Genomic DNA, 16723 nt, shown 5'->3' with positions numbered 1-16723 from the left:
AGCGAATTGGATTGAGCATTTATTATACGGTTTTAAACGGTTTTTTTAAGCGCTGGAATGCGACTCTTAAGGATAAGGGGGCTAATTAATGTTAAGGACTACTTCGCAGCGTCGGGCATTATCGTTTACCTTTGCTCTTTTTTTTATAACGGGAGAAAGTTCCTTTTTTTCGCAGGCAATAGCAGCAGGCTTTGTTAACGATGCTTCGCTCAGCGGCCAAATTTATTACTGGCAACGTCATCGGGAACGGAGAGATCTTACACCTTCGAGTTATAAATACGGGCAATATCAGCAAAACCTTCATCATTCCACCTTTAATGGAAGCCTGGATTTTTCATCCGGCTATGCGGCTGATGTAGTAGGGCTGGACCTGGCAGCGTTTGGCGTGGCCGAGCTCTCAGGCAAAGGGCCAGCTGCCCCCAATGAAATTGGCTTTAGCGAGGCAAAAACGCGCTGGGATGAAAAATGGAGCGGTGATAAAAACGGCAGCAGTATCTATAAAGCGGCGCTAAAACTTAAATATGCCGATTACTGGCTACGCGGCGGTTATATACAGCCAGCAGGGCAAACATTATTAGCGCCTCACTGGAGTTTTCTTCCGGGTACTTATCGCGGCGTGGAGGCAGGAGCGGTTTACGATTTTTCTGCGGCGAGCAGGTTATCCCTTTCCTATATGTGGACAGATGAGTATAAAGCGCCCTGGTATCGCAACATGTATCAATTCCGTAAGGCAGACGGTGTAACGGGCGTAGGTTATTTGCACTCGCTCGGCGCAAAATACAGCAGAGATAAAATCGTTGTGGAAGGCGCTTTTGGTCAGGCCGCTGATTATATGGACCAGTATTTCGGCAAAGTCTCTTATGCTTTACCGCTCGCAAAAAACACATTGCAAACCAGCTGGCAGTTTTATGGCGCAAAAGATAAAGAGAGCGGCAATGCTGCCAACATAAACGACGTTTATAGCGGTCTGGCCTGGCTGCAGGCTATTACGCTGGGCTACGCCACCGGCCCGCTTGATCTGCGTCTGGAAGGAACGTGGGTAAAAGCCGAAGGCAACCAGGGGTTCTTTCTGCAACGTATGACGCCGGGCTACGCCACCTCAAATGGTCGGCTGGACGTCTGGTGGGATTCCCGGTCGGATTTCAACGCCAACGGCGAAAAAGCCCTGTTTGCGGGCGTGATGTATGACCTGAAAAACTGGCAGTTGCCAGGCTGGGCAGTGGGCACCTCATACGCCTGGGGTTGGGATGCCAAACCTTCCCCTGCTTATGACCAAAATCACCGTCTGAAAGAGTCCGCATGGAACCTGGATTTACTGTACACCGTGCAGCAGGGCTTCATTAAAGGCACCTCATTCAAACTGCACTACACACGTTACGATAACCATTCCGCTATTCCCAGCTGGAGCGGCGGCTATGGCAATATTTTTCAGGATGAGCAGGACATAAAATTTATTGTTATGGCACCTTTGACACTTTTTCAGGCGGACAGGCCCTGACCGATGATTTGCAGAAGGTTCTTCTTCAGCGGCCCGGGCAAAAGTTTATCCGGTAGCGAAATGTGGCAAGGGTATTAAGGCGTAGCCTGACAAATATCAGCAATAAATTAAACAGATCAATGATGAACAAGGAAAACGGATGAATAAGTTCAGAGTCAGTCTTGTTGCCATAGCGTTAGCCTCAACATTGGGTAGCGCTATCGCCAGCGAAGATCGGGAAATTGTCGATCAGATTAGCCAGTTTGGCGTGAAATATAAGGTAACGGATAACCAGGCTGCGCAGCATGGTGTGAACTGCGCAGGGCTGGGGGCCGACTGGGCCTCCTGTAACCGGGCAACGATCACTTTAACCAACCCGGGGCCGGCAATCGACAGTAAGAACTGGGCAATTTATATGTCTAACGTTCATAAAACGCTGAAGGTCGACAGTGAAGAATTCCGCATGGTGCATATTGTCGGGGATTTGACCCGGCTGGAGCCTACGGAGAAATTCAAAGGCTTTGCGGCCGGTGAATCAGTGGTCATTCCGATTATAAATGAATACTGGCAGCTATATATCACCGACGTCATGCCTCGCTGGTACGTTACGTCGGGCAAAGCAAAGCCTAAAACTATTGCCAGTACCGATTCTGAAGATCTGACTACCTTCGTTGAGCCATTCGGCAATCAATGGAAGCGTATTCCGGATGATAAAAACGTGCTGATGGCCGCAGCGAGCCGCTTTGACAAAAACAGTGACGTGGCTCTGCTACCCGCCACAGCCTTAAGAGGAAAAATTGTCCCTGAGCCGCGATGGGCAGAAATATTGCCGGAAGATGCCGACCTGTCAAAAGGCGTAAAACTGGACCTGAGCAGTTTACCTGCAGAAATGGAACTGGCGGTGCAGCAGCGTTTTCAGCTGTCGGGAATAAAAGTACAGGGCAGTGGTTATAAAATTTCTACGCGCGTTGACGGTAAAGCGTTAAGCAAAGAGCTGGCAGTTTCAGGCGGCTATCTGTTAACAATCGGCCAGGATAAGGCTGAAGTCATTGGTTACGATCGCAACGGTGTGTTCTATGGCCTGCAGTCAATTCTCTCACTGCTTCCGGCCGATGGCAGTGCAAAAATCGCCACCATGAAGGTCAATGACGCCCCGCGTTTTGCTATGCGCGCCGTTTTTCTGGATGTAGCCCGCAATTTTCACAGTAAAGCCGCCGTGATGCGTATGTTAGATCAGCTGAGCGCATGGAAAATTAACACCTTCCACTTTCATCTTAGCGATGACGAAGCATGGCGAATTGAGATCCCGGGCCTGCCGGAGCTCACGGAGGTTGGCAGTAAGCGCTGTCATGACCTCAGCGAGCAGCGTTGCCTGTTACCACAGCTGGGGTCAGGGCCGGACAGTGACAACAACGGCAGCGGCCATTTTAGCCGCCAGGACTATATCGACATTGTGAAATACGCTGCGGCTCGCGGCATTAACGTTATCCCGGAAATAGACATGCCCGCCCACGCCCGTGCCGCCGTCATTTCCATGGAGGCACGCTACAACAAACTGATAAAAGAAGGGAAAAGAGCAGAAGCTTCAGAATACCGCCTGGTTGACCCCACTGATGATTCTAATACCACCTCGGTACAGCTTTACGATCGTACCAGCTATCTGAACCCTTGTTTGTCATCTTCTCTGCGCTTCACTGATAAGGTTATCAGTGAAATTCAGGCCATGCATCAAGAAGCCGGGCAGCCGCTGCAAACGTGGCACTTTGGCGGCGACGAAGCGAAAAACATTCGCCTGGGGGCCGGTTATTCAGACATAAATAAACCCGTTGCCGGCACTGGCCTTCTTGATATGAGTAAGGAAGACAAGCCGTGGGCAAAATCGCAGGTTTGCCAGGCAATGATCAAAGACGGCAAAGTAGCGGATCTTGAACATCTGCCCAGCTACTTTGCGCTGCAGGTTAGCCAGCAGGTTAAGCAACATGGTATCGACAAAATGCAGGCATGGCAGGATGGCCTGAAAGATGCCGAAAATGCCGACACGTTTGCCACTAAACGTGTTGCTGTTAATTTCTGGGATACGCTGTACTGGGGTGGTTTTGATTCGGCTAACGACTGGGCAAATAAAGGTTATGAGGTAATTATCTCCAGCCCTGACTACGTTTATATGGATTTTCCCTACGAGGTAAATCCACTGGAGCGCGGTTACTACTGGGGAACGCGGTTTAGCGACGAGCGTAAAATGTTTAGCTTCGCACCTGATAATCTACCGCAAAATGCCGAAACCTCTGTGGATCGCGATGGTAAAACCTTCACCGCGAAATCTGACAAAACCTGGCCTGGCGCTTATGGTCTGTCGGCCCAGCTCTGGAGCGAAACGTCACGTACCGATCGTCAAATGGAGTATATGATTTTCCCTCGCGTGGCTGCAGTGGCTGAAAGAGCCTGGCACCGCGCGGCCTGGGAGCTGGACTATAAGGCGGGTAAAGAGTTTATTGGCGGTGTTACCCAACATGTTGATCGGCAGGTGCTGCTGGAAGACTGGCAAATGTTCGCTAATCTGCTGGGGCAGCGTGAGCTGGCAAGGCTGGATAAAGCCGGCATTCATTATCGCCTGCCGGTTCCCGGTGCGCGAATTGCCGATGGTAAACTGGAAGCCAATATTGCGCTGCCGGGGTTAATCATTGAATATAGCGTGGATGAGGGGAAAAACTGGCGGCGCTACGAGGCAAATATGCAGCCAACGGTCGCTGGCAAAGTTATGGTCCGTTCTGTTAGTCCGGATGGAAAACGTTTCAGCCGTACAGAAACGCTCTGATATGCCCGGCTCACTTATGCGTTTGGGAAAATAGCAGGGCGCATTCTTTGTATCTAAAATACGGATTTTGCCAGATTGATCGTTCAGACCGCTGGCTGGCACTTTTTGCGGATCGATTGTGCTTTTTAACAAAAAGCCTGCCCTTGGGTTAAAAAAAAACCGGTGAGCGATCACCGGTTTTTTTGTATCAGGCATTATTTATCGTGCAGCGAGTCATCTTCACGGCAGTCGCCGGTGGCGCAGTGGCCATAAAGGTAGAGGCTGTGGTTGCTCAACTTGATACCGTGTTTGGTGGCGATATCACGCTGGCGAGATTCGATGGATTCATCTCTGAATTCGATCACTTTGCCGCAGTCCAGGCAGATAAGGTGGTCGTGATGATGCTGCTGCGTCAGTTCGAACACGGACTTGCCGCCTTCAAAGTTGTGACGGGTAACGATCCCTGCGTCATCAAACTGGTTCAGCACGCGGTAAACCGTGGCCAGACCAATCTCTTCGCCCATATCAATCAGGCGCTTATACAAGTCTTCCGCGCTGACGTGATGGCTCTCTGGCTCCTGAAGCACTTCCAGAATTTTTAGTCGAGGAAGCGTGACTTTCAGGCCGGCCTTCTTTAATGCGGTGTTGTTGTCAGTCATGCGGATATTGTCCTGTTACTTTACTGGTCACTAAATGGCTGAAAAGCCGTGAGCATCGGTCGACGCAAAAGCTGAGCGTCTCATTATAGAACTGATGCCTGGAAGAAACCACAGCAGAGATGCAAAACCATTGAGGGATGTAAGGATAAGATGTCGTTACGTCCGGAAAGCAAGCACCCATCTGTACCGGGTTAATATTCGTACATTCAACCTTTATCATCATTATGGTGAAAAGCGTTGCGTGAACGGAGCCGTACTATTGTACCGTTTTCCAGGCAAAAGTTACAAAAAAGTAGCTATCGATGCGATAGGAAAATGCGTTGGCCCGCACAAAATTGCCTGTTCGGCGGGCCGGGATCATCAGGCTTCGAGAATATCTTTCAGCTGAAGTTCTTCAGAAATCTGGTTTACCCACTTCTCGGTGCGCTCTTTGGTCAGTTCCGGCTGACGATCTTCATCAATGGCTAAGCCCAGGAAATGATTGTCGTCCGCCAGGCCTTTGGACGCTTCGAAGTGGTAACCTTCGGTTGGCCAGTGGCCCACGATGACCGCGCCGTTCGGTTCGATAATATCGCGGATAGTGCCCATCGCATCGCAGAAATATTCCGCGTAATCTTCCTGATCGCCACAGCCAAACAGCGCAACCAGCTTGCCGTTAAAGTCAATCTCTTCCAGCGTTGGGAAAAAGTCATCCCAGTCGCACTGCGCTTCGCCGTAGTACCAGGTTGGGATGCCCAGCAGCAAAATATCAAAGGCTTCAAGGTCTTCTTTGCTGCTTTTAGCGATATCATGAACTTCAGCCACCTCGTTACCGAGCTGCTTCTGGATCATTTTTGCAATGTTTTCCGTATTGCCCGTATCGCTGCCAAAGAAAATGCCTACGATTGCCATGACTTTAATAACCTCTTGAAACTTAATGATATGCGGCGGCTAGCCTGATGATGTAAACGGCAATAATAGCAGACAGCCACGGGAGGATAAACGGCTAATCCTCCCACATTTGTCGCTTTGTGCTTTGCCGCTGCGCCGCTCAGCGCGTTGGTTTGGCTAACTGCGCCATGAGCATCTCTTCAATCAGCTCGCTGCGGCTCATGTTGCGCTGCTCGGCGAGCTGGTTCAGGGCATCAACCGCGTCACTGTTCATTTTCAGCTCTACGCGCTTCAGCCCGCGCACTTTATCACGCTTAAGCTGGTTGCGTTTATTAATACGCAGCTGCTCATCACGCGTCAGCGGATTGGTTTTGGGTCGTCCCGGGCGACGCTCGTCTGCGAACAGATCGATCGTGGTGCGGTCCGTGTTTTCTTTTGCCATAGAATCGTGATACTGAAGGCTGGAGTTCTGATGGATTGGGCCATTAACATCGGCGACCGCAGTCGCCGACAAATTTTAGCGCGCCATCATACCCCAGTGAAAGTCGTGTCGACAAGATTAAAGCCTTTTACCGAAACAATTGTTTTCACAGAGCAAAAAAGCGGCGAATGGCGCGTAAAACGGCATCGGGCTTTTCAGCATGCACCCAGTGACCCGCTCCGGCTATCACATGCGCCTTTGCCGCAGGAAACTGAGCCAGCAGCGCCTGGCGATAATCTTCCGTTATATAGGGAGAAAGCTCGCCGCGAATAAACAGCGCCGGGCCGGGCCAGGCAGGCTGCGCTTGCCAGCCAATGATTTGATCATAGCACCGCCACAGCACAGGCACATTAAAACGCCATTCGCCATCATGAAAAGACTTCAGTAAAAACTGAATCACGCCTTCTTCGTCTATAGTTTGTCGCATCAGTGCGGCGGCTTCGCGGCGACCGGTGAGGCCCGCCTCGCTCACTGCCTTAAGCGCGGCAAAGATTCCGTCATGGTGGCGCTGCTGATAGGCAACCGGTGCAATATCAATAACAACAAGTTTTTCAATGCGTTCCGGCGCCAGCGCGGCCAGCATCATGGCGATTTTGCCGCCCATGGAGTGGCCGATAACGGAAAATTTTGCGATGCCCTGCTGGTCAAGCGATGCCAGGATGTCGTGAGCCATTGCCGGATAGTCCATCTCGTCGGCACGCGGCGAGAGGCCGTGGTTACGCACGTCAAACTGGAGAACGCGACAGGCATCTTTTAACCCACGCGCCAGCACGCCAAGGTTGTCCAGATTGCCGAAAAGACCGTGAATCAGCACGACTGGCGCGGTAAAAGTGTCCATTTGTTCAGATTGCAGGCGGTAATTCAATTTCATGGCAAACTTCTTACAGGAGAAACGAAGGGTTAGGGTATCATAAAACATTGATTTTCTGCCGGAGCGGGCCGCCGGATCGTAAACGATCTTTTTACGGCATATTCCGACTTTTGTTCACAATCGGGGCTGGCGCTACACCCCGGCAGGATTTAACTTTATAATCCTCGTGTTAGAGCTGGTCTGTCTGCGCATGCGCAAAAACATGTCGCTAACTGGCTCTTATCAGCAATAATCGTACTGGATCAAGATGAAAACTATTGAAGTCGACGAAGAACTCTACCGTTATATCGCCAGCCACACGCAGCATATCGGTGAAAGCGCCTCTGATATTTTACGCCGGATGCTGAAATTTTCTGCCGGTCAGACGGTGGAAAAGGCGCCGGCACCCGCAGCAGCGCCTGCCGCGGTAAGCGTTGAAACGGCTGTTAAAGAGGAAGCCCGCCCGCAGGATCGCGTTCGCGCCGTGCGTGAACTGCTGCTGTCGGACGAGTATGCGGAGCAGAAGAAAGCGGTAAACCGTTTTATGCTGATCCTGTCGACTTTATACAATCTGGATCCCAAGGTATTTGCCGCCGCGACCGAGTCACTACACGGTCGTACGCGCGTCTACTTTGCAGGCAATCAGCAAACCCTGGTACAGAATGGCACCCATACCAAGCCGCAGCATATTCCGGGCACGCCGTATTGGGTGATTACCAACACTAACACAGGTCGCAAACGCAGCATGATTGAACACATCATGTCGTCCATGCAGTTCCCGGCGGAACTGGCAGACAAAGTTTGCGGCACCCTCTAATAAGCGTCAGGGAGAAGCGCCAATGGCCAGTCACCCCCGTGCCGGGCAGCCAGCCCAGCAGAGCGATTTGATTAACGTTGCACAATTAACCTCGCAGTATTATGTCCTGCAGCCGGAACCCGGCAACGCAGAGCATGCGGTAAAATTCGGCACGTCCGGCCATCGCGGCAGCGCAGGACGACACAGCTTCAACGAGACGCATATTCTGGCCATTGCTCAGGCAATTGCGGAAGAGCGTAAAAAGAACGGCGTTACTGGACCTTGCTACGTCGGCAAAGACACGCACGCGCTGTCTGAACCGGCCATTATTTCCGTACTGGAAGTACTGGCGGCGAACGGCGTGGACGTTATTGTGCAGCAGGACAACGGCTATACGCCGACGCCCGCTATCTCTAACGCCATTCTGGAGCACAACAAAGCGGGCGGCGCACAGGCTGACGGCATCGTTATCACGCCTTCGCATAACCCACCGGAAGATGGCGGCATTAAATATAACCCGCCAAACGGCGGCCCGGCCGATACCAACGTGACCAAAGTAGTTGAAGATCGCGCTAACCAGCTGATCAAAGACGGCCTGAAAGACGTTAAGCGCATCGCGCTGGATAAAGCCTGGGCAAGCGGCCGTTTACAGGAAAAAGATCTGATCCAGCCTTATATCGAAGGCCTGGCAGAGATCATCGATATTCCTGCTATTCAGAAAGCGGGCCTGAAAATCGGCGTCGATCCGCTCGGCGGCTCCGGCATCGCCTACTGGCAGCGCATTGCGGAATTCTACAAGCTGGATCTGACTATCGTTAACGATTCCGTCGATCAGACTTTCCGCTTTATGCACCTGGATAAAGATGGCGTGATCCGCATGGATTGCTCTTCTGAAAGCGCGATGGCGGGCCTGCTGGCGCTGCGCGACAAGTTCGATCTGGCGTTTGCCAACGATCCGGATTATGACCGCCACGGTATCGTCACGCCGGCTGGCCTGATGAATCCAAACCACTACCTGGCCGTTGCTATCAACTACCTGTTCCAGCATCGTCCACAGTGGGGCAAAGAAGTCGCCGTCGGCAAAACGCTGGTTTCCAGCGCGATGATCGACCGCGTAGTTAACGATATTGGCCGCAAGCTGGTTGAAGTGCCGGTTGGCTTTAAATGGTTTGTTGACGGCCTGTTCGACGGCAGCTTTGGCTTTGGCGGCGAAGAGAGCGCGGGCGCATCCTTCCTGCGTTTTGACGGCACGCCATGGTCTACCGATAAAGACGGCATCATCATGTGCCTGCTGGCTGCGGAAATCACTGCCGTAACCGGTAAAAATCCGCAGCAGCACTATGACGAGCTGGCCGAGCGCTTTGGTGCGCCTAGCTATAACCGTCTGCAGGCTTCCGCAACCTCCGCGCAGAAAGCCGCGCTGTCGAAGCTGTCGCCAGAAATGGTAAGCGCCGACACCCTGGCAGGCGATCCTATCACTGCACGTCTGACCGCTGCGCCAGGCAATGGCGCCTCTATCGGCGGCCTGAAAGTGATGACGGAAAACGGCTGGTTTGCTGCACGTCCTTCCGGTACGGAAGACGCCTACAAAATCTATTGCGAAAGCTTCCTGGGTGCCGAGCACCGCGAGAAGATTGAAAAAGAAGCGGTAGAAATTGTTAGCGAAGTGCTGAAAAACGCTTAATCGCGAAAGTCGACATATTAAGGCGCTGACTAGTCAGCGCCTTTTTTTATTATTGACTATCTCGCGATATAATAATTTCCTGATTTCCCTTAAAGCGTTTTGCAAACCCGGCTGTTTCTCCCATTAAACAATGCCGTAAAATAACGTTATTTTAACCGTGTATAAATGGCGCGCTAAAAATAGCCGTTAAATTCTATTAATGTTCAGTAAGATCACGAGGCTATTATCCTGCGAAGTTATGTTACTAACGTGATTTAATGTAAATAATCGGGTCGACTTATAGTCGTTGCGAAAATTAAGGGGTAGCCTGGATATTGGCGAAAGCAAACTTTCATCGCAACTGCCGTTACCATTCAGCAATGTTAAATTATGGTTAAAAACCTTCCTTGAATTAACTGTTATTTAACTTTTTAGGGCGAATAAAATAATCAACCTTAACAGGTCTGATGAGTGGTAAATAATCAGGCAAATTGGTATTATTTTAACCAGTCCGTTTTGATTATTCAGGAGGGTTTATGAACCTTTACCAGCGTTATTCATTGCCTCATCTTATCCTGCGCCGTACCGCAACGATGCTTGTTGCTATCCTCGCGCTGCCCGTTATGCTGTTTTATCGCGACAGAAGCCGGTTCTATAGCTATCTGCATCGCTGCTGGTGCAAAAACAGTACGCAGCCGGTCTGGCTGGCGCAATCAGAAATGGCCGCAACGGAGCTTTATTAAGTTTCGCCTCCTGTCCGCTTTATAGCGAATGGCCTTTTTTAAGCTACTTCAGGCTGCTGATAAACTTTCATTTTCAATTATCAGGTCGCTTTCAAACCGGTAAATAATTAGCAGAGCCAGAGCCAGAGCCAGAGCCAGAGCGGACACGGACACGCCGTAACCTCGTCCTCGGGGGCTCGTTTGGCGCGCTCATGCGCCAAAACGGGCCGTTGCTCTGGCCAGGGCTTTTCCCTTCAGCAACAGTGTCCACAGCCTGTACTTTAAACCTGTACAAGATATTTTGTTTTGTATAGTTTTAATGGCTACACTTAAGGGTGTCCGTAGCGAAGGGGAGAAAGAGATGAGTGATAAAATTCCGGTAGGCATCAGCGCCTGCCTGCTTGGCGACAGCGTCCGTTTTGATGGCGGCCACAAGCGCTGCGCTTTTGCCGCTGAAGATCTGGCTCCTTTTATGCGCTATGAACCCGTTTGTCCGGAAATGGCCATTGGTCTGCCAACGCCGCGCCCGGCGCTGCGTCTCACCGAGCAATCTGACGGTGCCGTTGAACTTTGCTTTAGCAATGGCAAGGGCGAGCCGCTGACCAATGAGATGCAGAGCTTTTCCGAGAAGAAGATCGCTAACCTGCATCACCTTTGCGGCTATATCGTCTGCGCCAAATCGCCCAGCTGCGGTATGGAGCGGGTGCGCGTATATCAGCCGGAAAATAACAACAACCGTAAAGAAGGCATCGGTATCTTTACGCGCGAGCTGATGAAGCAAATGCCGTGGTTGCCGGTGGAAGAAGACGGCAGGCTGCACGATCCTGTGCTGCGCGAAAACTTTGTTGAACGCATCTACACGCTGCATGAATTTAATCAGATGTGGCGCAGCGGCCTGACTCGCGGCAAGCTGATTGCTTTTCACAGCCGCTATAAGCTTTCATTGTTAGCCCACTCGCAGCCGGAATATCGTGAAATGGGGCGCTTTGTCGCCGCTGTGGAAAGCTGGTCTTCACTGGAAGCGTTTGCCTTTGAGTATCGTCAGCGCCTGATGGATCTGTTGAAACACAAGGCGACGCGCGGCAACCATACCAACGTGATGATGCACGTTCAGGGCTACTTCCGGCCGCAGCTAAATGCGAAACAGCGCCAGGAACTGAGCTCGCTGATCGATCACTACCGGCAGGGGTTACAGCCGTTGCTGGCTCCGATGACGCTATTAAAGCACTACATGTCGGAATACCCCGATCCTTATCTGGCGCAGCAGCGCTATTTTGAACCCTATCCGGAAGCACTTCGCCTGCGTTACGGCCATTAATTTTTACACGGAGCTTTATGGCTACCCACCTTGTCTGGATGCGCAACGATCTGCGCATCCACGATAACTACGCGCTTCATGCAGCCTGTCGTGACGAAAATGCTACCGTGCTGTCGCTTTATATCGCCACGCCAGAGCAGTGGCGCGCGCATGACATGTCGGCAAAGCAGGCCGCGTTTATTTATCAAAGCGTTCAGGATGTACAGCAGTTGCTGGCGGATAAAGGCATTCCGCTACACTATCTGCAATGTGATGACTTTTCTGCCGCCGTCGAAGCGCTGAAAGATTTTTGCCAGCAGCACAAGGTCGACAGGCTGTTTTACAACTATCAGCACGAAGTTAACGAAAGGCAGCGCGATGCCAAAGCGGAGCGCGAGCTTTACGACCTGGATGTTGTCTCGCAAGGGTTTGACGACGGACTATTGCCGCCCGGTAGCGTACTGACGGGCAACCGCGAAATGTTCAAGGTCTTTACGCCCTTCAGTAAAGCTTTTGTACGGAGGCTACGTGAAGGCATGCCGGAATGCGCACCCGCACCGAAACCCCGCAATCGGGCTCCCTTACAGGAGAAGCCTGCGCTAAAGCCCTTTGACTATCCGCAAGAGGAATTCGACGAAGAGCTTTTTCCCGCAGGTGAAAAAACGGCCATTCAGCGACTGCGCGAATTCTGCCAACAGCCGGTGGTAGATTATGCGGCAAAGCGCGATACGCCAGCCATCGACGGCACCAGCCGCCTTTCGGTTTACCTGGTTACCGGCGTGCTTTCTCCCCGCCAGTGCCTGCATCGGCTGCTGCGCGAACATCCCGATGCGCTGGAAAACGAAAAAACCTTTACCTGGCTTAACGAACTTATCTGGCGCGAATTCTATCGCCATCTGCTGGTTGCCTGGCCTGCGCTTTGTAAGCATCAGCCTTTTATCGGCTGGACCAAAAACGTGCGGTGGCAAAGTGACGAAGAGCAGCTGACGGCCTGGCAGCAGGGAAAAACCGGTTATCCCATCGTCGATGCCGCCATGCGTCAGCTTAATACGCTGGGCTGGATGCATAACCGCCTACGTATGATTACCGCCAGCTTTTTGATTAAGGATCTGCTGATCGACTGGCGGATCGGCGAACGCTACTTTATGTCGCAGCTGATCGATGGCGATCTGGCGGCCAATAACGGTGGCTGGCAGTGGGCCGCTTCTAGCGGGAACGATGCCGCGCCTTATTTCCGCATCTTTAATCCGACCACCCAGGGCGAGCGTTTCGATAAGCAGGGCGAATTTATTTATCGCTGGCTGCCGGAACTGAAAGATGTTCCCGTTCAGCATATCCATCAGCCGCAGGAGTGGGCGAAGAAAAACGGCGTACGGCTCGACTACCCGCCACAGATTGTCGACCATAAAGAGGCCCGCAAGCGCGCGCTGGCTGCTTACGAGGCGGCAAGGAAATAGCCGTGCCCGGCACCGTCTGCTAAAGTTGCCGCATTCAGAACGTGAAAAGATCAGGATGCGCTATGCAAAACAGTGAACTCGAAAAAATCGTTAATCAGCAGCTTAACAGCGCAGGCTTCAGCGACTATGCCCCGAACGGTCTTCAGGTTGAAGGCCGGGCGGAGATTCAAAAAATCGTTACCGGCGTGACGGCCTGTCAGGCGTTACTGGATGAAGCGGTACGCCTGCAGGCGGATGCGGTACTGGTGCACCACGGCTACTTCTGGAAAAGCGAAGCCCAGGTGATTAAAGGGATGAAGCGCAATCGGCTAAAAACGCTGCTGGCGAACGATATCAACCTGTATGGCTGGCATCTGCCGCTGGACGCGCATCCCGAACTGGGCAATAACGCCCAGCTGGCAAAAATGTTTGGTATTGAGGTGAAAGGCGAAGTGATGCCGCTGGTTCCCTGGGGCGAGCTGGCCGAGCCTTTAACGGGTGAACAGCTAAAAGAACGTATCGCTACCGTTCTGCAACGCGAACCGCTGCACTGTGGCGACAACGCGCCCGCGCAGATTCGTCGCGTGGCCTGGTGTTCCGGCGGCGGGCAGGGCTTTATCGACGCGGCAGCGGCAGCTGGCGTAGATGCTTTTATCTCCGGGGAAGTTTCCGAGCAGACCATCCACAGCGCGCGCGAGCAGGGCATACACTTTTTTGCCGCAGGCCATCACGCTACCGAACGCGGCGGCATTAAAGCCTTAGGCGAGTGGCTGGCGCAACATCACGGCCTGGACGTCACCTTTATCGATATCGATAATCCAGCCTGAAGACTAACGGGCGGTTACTGCGCCGCCCAAAGAGATGCCTGCGTCAGGGACTGGGCGCAACGGAAATCACAGAAAATCCTGCTACGCCATCCACACCCGCTCCGGGGGCATGCTGTCGTGCCGTGTCCTGCAATATCGCCTCGTGCACCTCTTCCTGAGTAGGTTCGCCGTCGCTTTCCAGCAGGACTTCGTCAGATCGGGTTTGACCTTCCACTCCGTGTTCGTAAGTAATTTTATATGTCGTAGCCATCAATACCTCCGTAAGACAGAAGTATTAAGCGTAGCTGCTGTGCAGCGCCTGCCGCGCTTTTTCGTCGTTTAACCTGGCGCAACCTTCTGTTACGTCAGCATTGACACCGCTATAACATTTCCGCATAACTGTTTCTTCTTTCTGGAAAACAGTGGCCTTGCCAACGGGCCCGGAGGAGCGTTTTGCAACGAGCACGTTGTTACCTTTTAGGCGAACGCGCGGTAGTGCTTGAGCTGGAACCCCCCGTCACTCTTGAGAGCCAGCAGCGTATCTGGGGCCTGTCGCAGCGGCTGGCCGATCGTGCAGAGGTGACGGAGGTCATTCCCGGCATGAACAACATTACGGTGATCCTGAGCAACCCGGAGCAGCATGCGCTGGACGCCATCGAATGGCTGCAAAGCTGGTGGGAAAAAAGCGAAGCGCTGGTGCTGGAAACGCGTGAAATTACTATTCCGGTGATTTATGGCGGCGCGGCAGGGCCAGATCTGGAGGTTGTGGCGCGCCACAGTAAGCTGACGGCAAAGCAGGTAGTGGAGGCGCATGCGGCAGGCCGCTATGTGGTTTTCTTCATTGGTTTCCAGCCAGGCTTTCCCTATCTGGCCGGACTGGACGAGCGGCTTTACACGCCGCGCCGCGCCGAACCCCGCATCCAGGTGCCTGCCGGTTCGGTTGGCATCGGCGGTAGCCAGACGGGCATTTATCCGCTTGCCGCGCCCGGCGGCTGGCAGCTTATCGGCCAGACTTCCGTTGCACTGTTTACGCCCGAACAACAGCCGCCAACCTTTCTGCGGCCGGGTGATAACGTCCGCTTTGTGCCGCAAAAGGAGGGCGTATGCTGAAAATCATTCGCGCCGGGATGAGTACCACGCTACAGGATGCGGGCCGCACCGGCTGGCGTCAGTACGGTATCGGCAGCGGCGGCGTGCTGGATTACCCGGCGATGGCAACGGCTAACCTGCTGGTCGGCAATGATAAAAACAGCCCGGTGCTGGAAATCACGCTGGGGCAGTTCTGTGCGGAATTTACCCGTGACGGCTGGATAGCGTTGACTGGTGCAGGCTGCCGCGCAGAGCTGGACGGCAAGCCTGTCTGGACCGGCTGGCGCACCGCCGTACGTAAAGGCTCGCGGCTGACGCTCAAAATGCCGTTGCGGGGAATGCGCAGCTATTTAGCGCTGGACGGCAGCTTTGCCGCCGTGCCGGTTTTAGGATCGTGCAGTACGGATATCAAAACCGGCTTTGGCGGTTTTGCCGGACGCCAGATTGAAGATGGCGACAGCCTGCCGCTGGGCGAGCCTGGCCGCGTTTTCCGCAAACCGGCGGGCGTTCGCCAACTGCTGTTTGATAACCGCGTTCGGGCAATGATCGGGCCTGAATACCATGAGTTCAGCCGTGAGAGCCGGGACCTGTTCTGGCGCACCAGCTGGCGGCTCAGCCCGCAGAGTAACCGCATGGGCTATCGCCTGGAGGGCCGCGTGCTGGCTCGTCAGGCAGAGCGCGAAATGCTATCGCACGGCCTGCTGCCCGGCGTCATTCAGGTGCCGCCAAACGGCCAGCCGATTGTCCTGATGGCGGATGCGCAAACCACCGGCGGCTATCCGCGTATTGCCTGCGTTATTGAGGCGGATCTTTATCATCTGGCGCAAATCCGCCTGGGCGAGCCCATCCATTTTATTCACTGCACGTTAGAAGAGGCATTACAGGCGAAGCGCGAACGCCAGCGCTCGCTGGAGCAAATGGCCTGGGGATTAGCCAATGAAGATTGATTTAAACGCCGACCTGGGCGAGGGCTGTGACAACGATTGCGAACTGCTACAGCTGGTCTCATCGGCCAATATCGCCTGCGGTTTTCATGCCGGAGATGCGGACACCATGCGACAGTCCGTGCGCTGGGCGCTGGAATATGACGTTCAGATTGGCGCGCATCCGTCATTTCCGGATCGGGAAAACTTTGGCCGCACGCGCTTTACTCTTCCGCCAGAGACGGTTTATGCGCAAACGCTGGAGCAGATTGGCGCGCTTCAGGCTATTGCGCAAAGCGAAGGCGGCAGCGTAACCCACGTCAAGCCACACGGCATGCTTTATAACCAGGCCGCGCAAGAGCCAGCGCTGGCAGAGGCGATTGCTCACGCGGTAAAAGCAGCGGATCCGCAACTGGTGTTGGTTGGCCTGGCAGGAAGCGAATCTATTAAGGCCGCCAGAAAAGCAGGGCTGATGACCAGGGAAGAAGTTTTTGCCGATCGCGGCTATCAGGCCGACGGTTCGCTGGTGCCGCGCTCGCAACCGGGCGCGCTGATAGAAAGCGACGAGCAGGCGATTAGCCAGACGCTGGACATGGTGCAGCTGGGCAAGGTTCGCGCTATCACCGGTGAGTGGGTGGACGTAAAAGCCGAGACCGTGTGCCTGCACGGCGACGGTGCGCACGCGCTCGTCTTTGCGCGCCAGCTGCGCGCCGCTTTCGCTCGTCATGCTATCACCGTCAGCGGCCGTTAACCCGGCCCTCTCTCAAATCGCTATCTGGCATTGCCTTTGCATCCTTTTTTACTGGCCGTTTTCGCGACGGCCATTTTATTTTCTCTCCCTTACTGCGCTGCAGGTTACA

At 53.4% G+C, this 16723-nt stretch carries 16 protein-coding genes; 11 read left to right on the top strand and 5 right to left on the bottom strand.

From position 1 onward, the window contains the following. Nucleotides 1–88: 88 nt before the first annotated feature. Nucleotides 89–1498: a chitoporin ChiP gene (gene chiP, locus ACMGGR_RS14995; protein ID WP_414147236.1), complete on the top strand. Its 1410-nt coding sequence runs from the start codon at nt 89–91 to the stop codon at nt 1496–1498. Nucleotides 1499–1637: 139 nt separating this feature from the next. After that, nucleotides 1638–4292, top strand: coding sequence for a beta-N-acetylhexosaminidase (locus ACMGGR_RS14990; protein ID WP_414147235.1), 2655 nt, complete (start codon nt 1638–1640; stop codon nt 4290–4292). A 194-nt stretch (nt 4293–4486) separates the two neighbouring features. On the opposite strand, the gene fur is transcribed toward ACMGGR_RS14990, so the two are convergent. From fur to ybfF, 4 genes are all read right to left on the bottom strand, one after another. After that, nucleotides 4487–4930 (bottom strand): ferric iron uptake transcriptional regulator, encoded by a 444-nt coding sequence (fur, locus tag ACMGGR_RS14985; RefSeq protein ID WP_246761499.1) that lies wholly within the window; start codon nt 4928–4930, stop codon nt 4487–4489. Between the two features lie 360 nt (nt 4931–5290). Further along, nucleotides 5291–5821 carry a flavodoxin FldA gene (gene fldA / locus ACMGGR_RS14980; RefSeq protein ID WP_246761500.1) on the bottom strand — a complete coding sequence of 177 codons (531 nt, stop codon included), beginning with the start codon at nt 5819–5821 and terminating at the stop codon, nt 5291–5293. Nucleotides 5822–5960: 139 nt separating this feature from the next. Next, nucleotides 5961–6242 carry a LexA regulated protein gene (gene ybfE / locus ACMGGR_RS14975; RefSeq protein WP_246761501.1) on the bottom strand — a complete coding sequence of 94 codons (282 nt, stop codon included), beginning with the start codon at nt 6240–6242 and terminating at the stop codon, nt 5961–5963. Nucleotides 6243–6387: 145 nt separating this feature from the next. Next, nucleotides 6388–7152, bottom strand: coding sequence for an esterase (gene ybfF, locus ACMGGR_RS14970; RefSeq protein ID WP_246761502.1), 765 nt, complete (start codon nt 7150–7152; stop codon nt 6388–6390). Between the two features lie 247 nt (nt 7153–7399). Between ybfF and seqA the strand changes: the two genes are divergently transcribed. The 6 genes from seqA to ACMGGR_RS14940 all read left to right on the top strand — a co-directional run bounded on the left by seqA (nt 7400) and on the right by ACMGGR_RS14940 (nt 13872). Further along, on the top strand, nt 7400–7948 hold the full coding sequence (seqA, locus tag ACMGGR_RS14965; protein WP_414147234.1) for a replication initiation negative regulator SeqA: 549 nt from the start codon (nt 7400–7402) through the stop codon (nt 7946–7948). A gap of 22 nt (nt 7949–7970) precedes the next feature. Continuing rightward, entirely contained in the window at nt 7971–9611 is a 1641-nt protein-coding gene (gene pgm / locus ACMGGR_RS14960) for a phosphoglucomutase (alpha-D-glucose-1,6-bisphosphate-dependent) (protein ID WP_246761504.1), read from the top strand. A 515-nt stretch (nt 9612–10126) separates the two neighbouring features. After that, a complete protein-coding gene (locus tag ACMGGR_RS14955) occupies nt 10127–10333 on the top strand; it encodes a YbfA family protein (RefSeq protein ID WP_246761505.1) in 207 nt (68 codons plus the stop codon). Between the two features lie 340 nt (nt 10334–10673). Continuing rightward, nucleotides 10674–11630, top strand: coding sequence for a YbgA family protein (locus tag ACMGGR_RS14950; RefSeq protein ID WP_246761506.1), 957 nt, complete (start codon nt 10674–10676; stop codon nt 11628–11630). 17 nt (nt 11631–11647) lie between these two features. Next, nucleotides 11648–13066 (top strand): deoxyribodipyrimidine photo-lyase, encoded by a 1419-nt coding sequence (gene phrB, locus ACMGGR_RS14945; protein WP_414147233.1) that lies wholly within the window; start codon nt 11648–11650, stop codon nt 13064–13066. 62 nt (nt 13067–13128) lie between these two features. Beyond that, entirely contained in the window at nt 13129–13872 is a 744-nt protein-coding gene (locus ACMGGR_RS14940; RefSeq protein WP_414147232.1) for a type 2 GTP cyclohydrolase I, read from the top strand. Nucleotides 13873–13915: 43 nt separating this feature from the next. Here ACMGGR_RS14940 and ACMGGR_RS14935 read toward each other — a convergent pair whose 3' ends face one another. Next, a complete protein-coding gene (locus tag ACMGGR_RS14935; RefSeq protein WP_414147231.1) occupies nt 13916–14122 on the bottom strand; it encodes a hypothetical protein in 207 nt (68 codons plus the stop codon). Nucleotides 14123–14304: 182 nt separating this feature from the next. On the opposite strand from ACMGGR_RS14935, the gene pxpB reads away from it, so the two are divergent. From pxpB to pxpA, 3 genes are read left to right on the top strand one after another with little or no spacing between them, the layout of a single operon-like run. Further along, nucleotides 14305–14961, top strand: coding sequence for a 5-oxoprolinase subunit PxpB (gene pxpB / locus ACMGGR_RS14930; RefSeq protein ID WP_414147230.1), 657 nt, complete (start codon nt 14305–14307; stop codon nt 14959–14961). Next, the gene (pxpC, locus tag ACMGGR_RS14925) at nt 14955–15887 is read left to right on the top strand and encodes a 5-oxoprolinase subunit PxpC (RefSeq protein WP_246761511.1); all 933 of its coding nucleotides are present in this window, start codon (nt 14955–14957) and stop codon (nt 15885–15887) included. The genes pxpB and pxpC overlap by 7 nt, the downstream gene beginning before the upstream one ends. After that, on the top strand, nt 15877–16614 hold the full coding sequence (gene pxpA, locus ACMGGR_RS14920) for a 5-oxoprolinase subunit PxpA (RefSeq protein WP_414147229.1): 738 nt from the start codon (nt 15877–15879) through the stop codon (nt 16612–16614). Before pxpC ends, pxpA begins: the two co-directional genes overlap by 11 nt. The last annotated feature ends 109 nt before the right edge of the window (nt 16615–16723 follow it).

This window comes from Erwinia sp. BNK-24-b (assembly GCF_047456155.1).
Taxonomy (GTDB): domain Bacteria; phylum Pseudomonadota; class Gammaproteobacteria; order Enterobacterales; family Enterobacteriaceae; genus Erwinia; species Erwinia phyllosphaerae.
The sequence above is the reverse complement of the archived record's forward strand: the minus strand, read 5'-3'. Positions and strand labels throughout refer to the sequence as shown.